Here is an 8,077-nt window from a genome sequence, read left to right on the forward strand (position 1 = left end):
CATCCTCGCCCGCGCGAAGCGGGCCGGCCGTGTCCGCCGGTTGGCGCCCCTGCGCCGCGCCATCCTGACCCGGCCGCACGCGCACCGGCACGTCGGCATCGCGACCGTTGACCGGGGCATCGCCCGCCTGCATCGCCTGCTGCAAGGCCTGCGCCTGTGCCGCGGCCTCGGCGGCGGGATGGCGTCCGGTGACGCGCCGCGCGGCGTTGTGCAGCGCCTGCGCGCTGCGGATCTGGATGCCGGCGGGCATCATCTGCGTCATGCCCATCAGCAGCATCGCGCCGTTCTGCAGCTTCTCGGTCAGCGTCATGTCGCCGCCGTGCTGCGCGAAGGTGATGGCCTGCTGGCCGGTCATGATCGCACCGGAGCCGAACGCGGCGCCGTTGAACACGCGGCTGCCGATCGCCATGCGGTTGGCATTGCCGGCCAATGTCCTGGCCGCCATCTGCGAGAACGTCGACGAGTTGCCGCTCAGCGTGCCACCGGCCCGCATCGCCAGCGACGCGCCCTTGCCCAGGCCCAGCCCAGCCATGCCGGCCACCGAGCCGAAGCCGTTGGCCCACAGCGAAAACGCGCGGGCATTGTCCAGCGGATTGAGCGAGCGTCCATGCGTCGCCATGTCATTCGCATCGACCGCCGTCACCGCCAGGCCATAGCCCATCGAGCCGAGCATGCCGCCCCAGGCGGCCGCCACCAGCGGCGTCAGCGTGCCGCCCGAGGCCACCATCACGCCGATGCCGCCGATCGCGCCGACCGCGGCCACGCCGATATCGAGCCAGGCGCGGAATTTCTCGCCATCGGTGACGATATGCGCGTCGATATCGTCGAACTCCGCATGCCCGTCGGCACCCAGGCTCAGGTCCCTGGCCAGATACACGGTGCCCTTGTCGTGCAGCTCGTTGTTTTCCTGGAAGTCGCGCTCGGCCGGCTGATCGCCCTTGCCGTAGACCGCGCCCTGGTCGTCGACCCACAGCGTCTTGCCATCCTTGCCGACGAATTCGAAGACGGCGCTCTGGTATGGCGACATGCCGGGCCCGGTCACGTACATCGGAATGACCTTGATGGTCGCGCCCTCCGGCACGTCCTCGGCCAGCTGTTCCTTGATCAGCTTCGGATCGGCGTTGGGCGCGGCCAGCGCGATCGCATTGTCGAGCGCCTTGTCATCGCCGGCCTTGACGGTCAGCTCGTCCTTGCGCAGCGCCAGCGAATCGAAGGTGCCCTGCAGGATCTCATCCTTGTCCAGTTCGAACCGGCGCTGGTCTTCCTTGGCCTTTTCGGTGCCGCTGTACTTCTCGTGGCCCCGATCCATCGCGCGGGTCAGGTCGTAGTCGGCCATCGGCGGCGCGCGGTCGTGGTCCTTCAGCTCCTTGGCGAAGGCAAGCGACAGGCTGGTGTGCCCCTTGGCCGCGGCATCCTCCGCGCCGCCATAGATGCGCCCCTGCGTGCCGCCGACCTGGTTCTGCATCACCATGGTGAAGACGTCGTTGTCCTCGTTGGCGAGCCAGCTGGCGGTCGAGGTCGCGGCGGGGCCGGTGCCGAGTTCGGAGCCAGGATTGCGCGCGTAGTAGCCGGCGTCGGCGGCGTCGACCACCGCGGCCAGGCCATGGTAGAAGTCGTTCCAGTCGTTGTAGCTGCCGCCGGACGGCGCGACATTGCGGCCAGTCCAGTCGTTGCTGTATTCGCTCTTGACGGTATCGAGCAGCGTGGTGGCGTCTTCCTCGGTCAGATACGGCGCGACCTGCTGCATGTACTGGCCGACCCGGTCGGCGTACATGGTTTCCTGCCCGATGATCGGCTTGTAGTCGTCGTCGTGCGTCTTGCCTTCGAGGTCCTTGCGCATCGACGCCTCGATCTGCGCGCGGAAGGCCTCGCCGTCAAAGCGATTGCCGTCCACGGCGAGATAGCGCTCGCGCTCCTGTTCGGTCTGCGCGGCATTGGCCGCGCCCTGGCGCAGCTTCAGTGCGCCGACGAAGTCGCCCGCATCGAGCTTCTTGCTCAGGTTGTCCTGCAGATAGCCCTCGCGCAGCGGCACCGAGCCTCGCATCAGCGACAGCATGCGCTGCATGCCCGCTGCCGCGGCGGCGCTGTCTTCCTTGCTGATGCCCTCGCCGCCTTCCGCGCGCCGCTGCGTCTCGGTGAACGCGTACATCACCAGGCCGGAGTTCTTCACACCGGCCTCGAACGCGCGCCGCGTCGGATCGTTCGGCGGCGCATTCTCGGCGGGGACAAGGTAATCCGCTCCCAGCGACTTGTACATGACATAGGCCGCGGGGTTGAACTCCATCAGGTCCCGTTCCTGCTGCGACAGGTCGCGCGGTGTCGCCGAGTTCGGATCCATCCTGGCGTCCGGATCGAGCGTCAGCCCCTGGACCTGCGCCATCGCCAGCGTGGTCGGATCGGTCTGCGCCAGCTCGCGTTCGAACTCGTTCTCCGGGGTCAGATGCTCCATCTCGCCGGCGATCCGCCCTTGCATGTCGGCGGTCGCGATGACCGTGCGCATGCCCTGGTCGCTGCCATAGCGGCCGTGCAATTGCTCGATGGCCTGCTGCCGGTAGCTGTCGGGCACCTTGACGCCCTTGCCGGCCTGCAGCGCTTCGAGCTGTGCCTCGGCGTCGTCGACGCGGTTTTGCGCCTCGGTCAGGTCGTAGCCGCGATCCGTCATCGACTGCGAGCGGTCGTGTGGCTGGTTGCGGACGTCGCTCAGCTTGGTATCGGCATCCTTCTTGTAGAGCTGCGTGGCCAGCGTATCGATCTCGACGCGCATCGTGCCGAGATAGGTCTCCTCGGCCTTGTCCCGCGTCTGCTGCGCCTCGTGCACGGCCGCGCGCGCGTCGCTGACGGCCTGGCCGCTCTCGGGATCGGCGCGGCGGATGCCCATCGGGATCTCGGACAGCGCCTTCTCTTCCCGCTGCAAGGTGGCTTCGGCCTGGTCGAGCCGCTCCTCGGCGAGTCCCAGCTGGAAGCGCGCCCCCTGCGTGTCGCGCGCTTCCTGCGTCGGCTCGGCCTTCAGGAAGCCATCCTTGATGCTGTCGAGGTTCTGGTCGAGCACCGGATCGTTGTAGCGCTCGCGGATCTCCCTGGCCTTGGCGTCGACCGCCGCGGTGATCGCCTTGTCGTCGCCGCCGCTTGCCGCGGCCTGATTGGCGGCCACGCGCAGCTCGTTCTGCGCGCCGGCCATCACCATGCCGTATTTCTGCTCGATCGGCTTCCAGTCGGCATCGGTCATGGTGCCGGCATTGCGCTTGGTCTCGCTGTCGTCGTACGCGCCCTTGGCGTCCTTGTGCCAGCGATCGGTGTGCCCCTTCGCCTCGTTCTGCTCTTGCTCGCGCGCTTGCTGCGCGGGATCGGTGGCCGGCTTGTCGCCGCCCGGACCCTTGACCTGCACCACGCCGGCCGGCTGCGTTTGCGGGGTGTAGAGCGCCGGCGTGACGACGGGCTGATTGCTCGCCGCGCGATCCGGCTGCTGTTTCTGCTCGGCCTGCTGCGTCTGGTTTGCCTGCTGCGCCTGCTGGGCCTGCTCCGCCTGTTGCGCCTGCTGGGCCTGGTTGTTCTGTTCGTTGCGCCGGGCGCTTTCCGCTTCCTGGGCCTGCCGCTGCCGTTCGGCCTCGCGAGCCTGCGCGCGCCGGGCCTCCTCTGCCGCCGCGCGTGCCGCGGCTTCGGCGGCGGCGCGGGCCGCGGCGAGAATGGCTTCGCGGGCTTGCATCAGGTCCTTGAAATCCAGCATGACGCTCTTCTCCTGAGGAACGGGGGCGATGCGAACGGCGTTAAGGCAGGCATGACGTGGGCGCGCGGCGGACCGCGCCTGGACGCACTGCGGCCAGCGTGACAGGCCATTGTCTGCCCGGTATCGCGCGATACCAACTAGGGAGAATCGTAGGCTGAGGGTTCAGCCGGCCACCGGGAGGGCATGGAACTACGTGAATACGTAGTCGAGGACCGCAAGGCGCCGCGACCGGGGGCAACGACGCGCAACGCTGTCATCGCCCCGTCATGGCAATCGTCTACAGCCGGTTGTTGTCGAGGTCGGTGACCAGCATGCAGCCCGGCGCATGCGTGATGCAGATCTCGGGCCGGGCTTCGCGGATCACGGCCTGGGGGGTCACGCCGCAGGCCCAGAACACCGGGATCTCGTCCTCGTCCACCGGCACCGCGTCGCCGTAGTCCGGCGCCTCGATATCCTCGATGCCGATCAGCCGCGGATCGCCGATATGCACCGGCGCACCGTGGACGTCCGGATAACGCGCGGTGATCTCGGTAGCAAGGATCGCGTCGGCGGCCTTCATCGGCCGCATCGACACCACCAGCTTGCCGGACAGGCGCCCGGCCGGCCGCGTCTCGATCGAGGTGCGGAACATCGCCACGTTGCGGCCGAGATTGATGTGCTTGAGCGGAACGTTGGCGGCGATCAGCGCATGCTCGAACGAGAACGAGCAGCCGATCGCGAAGGCCACAAAATCGTCGCGCCACAGCGAGGCGATGTCGGTGGTCTCCTGATAGTCGGTACCGTTGCGGTAGACGCGATACAGCGGCACATCGCTGCGGATGTCGACGTCGACGCCGAGATTGCGGAAGACCGGATCGCCCGGCTCGGTGACATCGATCAGCGGACAGGCCTTGCGGTTCAGCGCGCAGAACTGCAGGAAGTCATAGGCCCAGTCGCGCGTCAGGATAACGATATTGGCCTGGACATAGCCCCTCGCCAGCCCGCTGGTATGGCCGCGATAACGGCCGGAGCGAATCAGGGCGCGCAGTGCGGCGGGGTCTTCGGGCAACAGTCCGTTGGCTTGCTGAAGGGGCAGGTTCATGGTCGTCGGCGTGGAGTCGTGCACGCGAGCGCAACGCGCGCTGTTCGCGAGGTGTGCAACGATTCTGGACGCCGCGCCGATGCACTGTCCAACAAATCTTTTGGATGCAGCGCGATAAGGCTTTTCGATGACAAAGGCAAGTCGGGCTTGCCTTGGGCGATCCGAGGTGCCGGATCTCAGGCGTCGCTCGCGCGATCGCCACCGGTGTCGCGCGCGGCATCGCGGCCGGTATCGCGGCCCGTGTCGCGCCCGTTATCGCCTTCGCCATCGCCGCCGCTGCCCTGCGCGGCCGCGTTGGCCATCAGCATCGCCTTGTCCTCGCCCGCTTCCGCGCAGAACGCGGCCACCACGCCGACGGTCAGCGCGATCACGGCCTCCGACAGCTCCAGTCCTGCACCGGTGCGCCACGAGGCCACGATGTCGAGCGACGGCGGATGGCTGTCGATATCGACGATGGTCAGCGTGCCGTCCTCCAGCTCGCGCCGCACCAGCACCGGCGGCACCGCGCCGATGCCGAAGCCCTCGCCGATCAGCCGCGTCATCGCCGCGACCGAATTGACGCAGCTGATGCGCGGCGACGGCACGCCGTTCAGGTGGAACAGGCTCAGGATGTCCTGATGTGGGCGCGAGTTCTTGACGAAGGTGATCACGCGTTCGCCGGCGAGGTCGTCCAGCGAGCGATACGGCCGGTCATAGGCCGAGCCCCTGGCGACGATCCAGCGGATCGGGTACTTGGCCAGCTCGATATTGCGCACGGTCTCCACGCGCAGCAGATCGGTCTGGAAGATGATGTCGAGATAGCCCTTCTGCAGCTGATCGCACAGGTTCAGCGCCGCGTCGGCGGTCAGCTCGATCTCCAGCGCCGGGTAGGCCTCCATCACGCGGCGGACCACCGACGACAGCCAGGTATGAATCACCGAGTCCATCGCGCCGATGCGCAGGCGCCCCTCGCTGACGCGCGTGGAGTCGATCGACTGGCGCAGCCGGTGCATCGTGTTGACCATGCGCTCGGCGTATTCCAGCACCTGCTGGCCCTGCGGGGTCAGCGAAACGCCGCGCGAATCGCGCAGGAACAGCTTGACGCCGAGGTCTTCCTCCAGCACGGCGATGCGGCTGGAAATCGAGGCCTGGGTGGTGAACAGTTTTTCCGCGGTCAGCCGGAAGCTTCGCAAACGGGCGACCCAGACGAACGTCTCGAGAAAGCGCAGGTTCATGTCGACAGGGGTTGGACACGGGAATCACGATGCGGCTGGCGCGGACGAACAACACCGGCATCGCGCGCCGCGGCGCCCTGCCCGCGCACCGCGGCCGTGTCGCTCAACTTCCCTGCGTCGACGGACGCGCTGCGTCGGTGGACTCGCGCACCGGGTACGCCGGCGCGGCATCGACCGGCTGCTCGGCCAGCACCTTGATGCGGCCCAGCCCCTTCTGCATTTCGTCGCCCAGCGCCTGCGGGTACTCGGCGCGAGGACCGGCGGGCACGGACAGCGGGTCGAGCCACATCTGCCACGTTACCACGGCGGTGCCGGCATCGGGACCGGGACTTACCTGCAGCCGCCCGCGCGTATGGTTCGACAGCTTGCGGTAGACGTAGGAATACGGTCCCCTATCGACCAGCACGTCGACCACCGGCGGCCCGCCGTTCTTGCGCTCGGCGCGGCGGACGGTACCCGGAGAGCCGTCGCCCAGCACCACGCTGCACGAGCGCAGCGCGGTGTCCCACTTGGCGATCGCACAGTAGTCGCCGGCCTGGCTCCATACCTGCTCGGGCGTGCGGTGGATCAGGATCGAGCGCTCCACCGGGACCAGTTGGGCGTGGGCGGCCGGCGCGATGGCCAGCGACGCCAGCGCGGCCAGGGCCGCCAGCGGCGCGCCACGAGGGCGCCGCCGTGCAAGAACGAGGGATGAGTGGTGGTCGGGCATGCCGGCGGAAGGATCGGTCGTCGGAGAAAGGATGGTGCTCGGTGCGAGATGCGCCAAGGCGCTCGGTTTCGCGTGGATGCGCGTCCCTGCGTGTTCCTGCATGTTCCTGCGTGTTGCTGCACGTCCATGCGCATCCATGGCCGGCCATCGCGGCCGGGCTCGGTGATGGCGTAGCGTACCGCGAGCGGCGCGCCTTGCCATCACCGAAGCTTCGTAGGACGGGAACTTCGCGCGGGTCCGTCAGCCCTGGCGCGTCTGCGGCGGTGCGATGTCGACCAGCCAGCCGGGCACGATGCGGTCCGGATCGCCGATCGACGCATTGAGCTGCAGCAGATGATCGAGGGCCCGGCTGGTCTGCCCGATTTCGCCCAAGGATGCGGCACCGGCCTCGCCATCGGCGGCCAGCAGGGTGTCGCGATGGCTGCGCGCGATCTCCCACAGCGTATCGCCCGGCGCCACCTGGTGGTAACCCGCCAGCACCGCGGCGGCGCGCCGCGACAGGTTGCGATGCGGCGGCTCGATCGTCGGCGCCGTGGGCTGCCGTTCGGCCCGCAGCTGTGGCGCGGTGCCGCGCGCGGTATCGGCCAGTGCCGCACGATGGCGGCCGGAAGACCCGAGCAGGTCCGGCCACTGGAACTCCTTGTTCAACGTGATCGCGTCGATCTCGCTGACGCGGGACTTCGACAGGTCCGGTCCCTTCAGGTACCACAGCTGCGCCGGGCCGACCTTGCTGCCGTACTGGCCGATCTGCAGGCGGTTGGCGGTATTGGAGCCGTAGAAGCGCAGCGGGCCGATATTGGTCGCGTCCATCAGCACCGGCGTGACCGGCCACGACCACGTGGCCTGCCCATCCACGTCGGTCAGCCTGCCGTTGGCGAAGTTGGTGCGCAGGATGTTGTGCTTGACGTGGCCGACGCGCAGGCTCGCCATGCCCATCTTCGACAGCCATGGCAGGCCGAAGCGATAGGCGACGCCGCCCTCGAGGATATTGACGCCGTCGCGCGTGCCGACCGTCGTCTTGCCGTCGCGCGAGAACGCGAACGGCGTGGTGCTGCCGCCCACCCACAGCGACTTGATGCCGCCGATATTGAGCCACAGCGTCATCGAGTTCAGCCCGTCGCGCGAACGGAAGGTGATCTGCCAGCCGTCGATGCGCGTGGTGTCCGGCAGGTTGTACTTGCGCAGCTCCCGCGGATCGCGCGAGACGTCGACCTGACCGGTCGCGGCCGCGTAGGCGCCATGGGCCAGCGCCGCCGCGCGCGCGCCGCGCTGCAGGCCGCGGCGGACCTGGGCGAAGGTCAGCGCGCTGTCGCCGCTGGCGTTGGCGAGGCCGCCCTGCAACGCAGTGG

5 protein-coding genes are annotated in these 8,077 nt (G+C 68.5%); all 5 read right to left on the reverse strand.

Features of this window, described 5'->3' with window-relative positions; all coding sequences use genetic code 11:
• A partial coding sequence (locus F1599_RS23165) for a DUF4781 domain-containing protein (protein WP_150084675.1) occupies positions 1 to 3,724 on the reverse strand: 3,724 nt, incomplete at its 3' end.
• Positions 3,725 to 4,001: 277 nt separating this feature from the next.
• Positions 4,002 to 4,805 (reverse strand): putative hydro-lyase, encoded by an 804-nt coding sequence (locus tag F1599_RS23170; RefSeq protein WP_149318293.1) that lies wholly within the window; start codon positions 4,803 to 4,805, stop codon positions 4,002 to 4,004.
• Between the two features lie 176 nt (positions 4,806 to 4,981).
• Entirely contained in the window at positions 4,982 to 6,019 is a 1,038-nt protein-coding gene (locus F1599_RS23175; RefSeq protein ID WP_223819840.1) for a LysR family transcriptional regulator, read from the reverse strand.
• 103 nt (positions 6,020 to 6,122) lie between these two features.
• Positions 6,123 to 6,728 (reverse strand): SRPBCC family protein, encoded by a 606-nt coding sequence (locus tag F1599_RS23180; RefSeq protein WP_223819841.1) that lies wholly within the window; start codon positions 6,726 to 6,728, stop codon positions 6,123 to 6,125.
• Between the two features lie 240 nt (positions 6,729 to 6,968).
• A partial coding sequence (locus F1599_RS23185; RefSeq protein WP_150084676.1) for an LWXIA domain-containing protein occupies positions 6,969 to 8,077 on the reverse strand: 1,109 nt, incomplete at its 5' end.

It is taken from the genome of Cupriavidus cauae (assembly GCF_008632125.1).
Classification (GTDB): Bacteria; Pseudomonadota; Gammaproteobacteria; order Burkholderiales; family Burkholderiaceae; genus Cupriavidus; species Cupriavidus cauae.

Excerpts from the sequence above, each read along its gene's own strand:
- F1599_RS23175 (WP_223819840.1), bottom strand. The coding sequence starts at position 6,019 with ATGAACCTGCGCTTTCTCGAGACGTTCGTCTGGGTCGCCCGTTTGCGA.
- F1599_RS23180 (WP_223819841.1), bottom strand. The coding sequence starts at position 6,728 with ATGCCCGACCACCACTCATCCCTCGTTCTTGCACGGCGGCGCCCTCGT.
- F1599_RS23170 (WP_149318293.1), bottom strand. The coding sequence starts at position 4,805 with ATGAACCTGCCCCTTCAGCAAGCCAACGGACTGTTGCCCGAAGACCCC.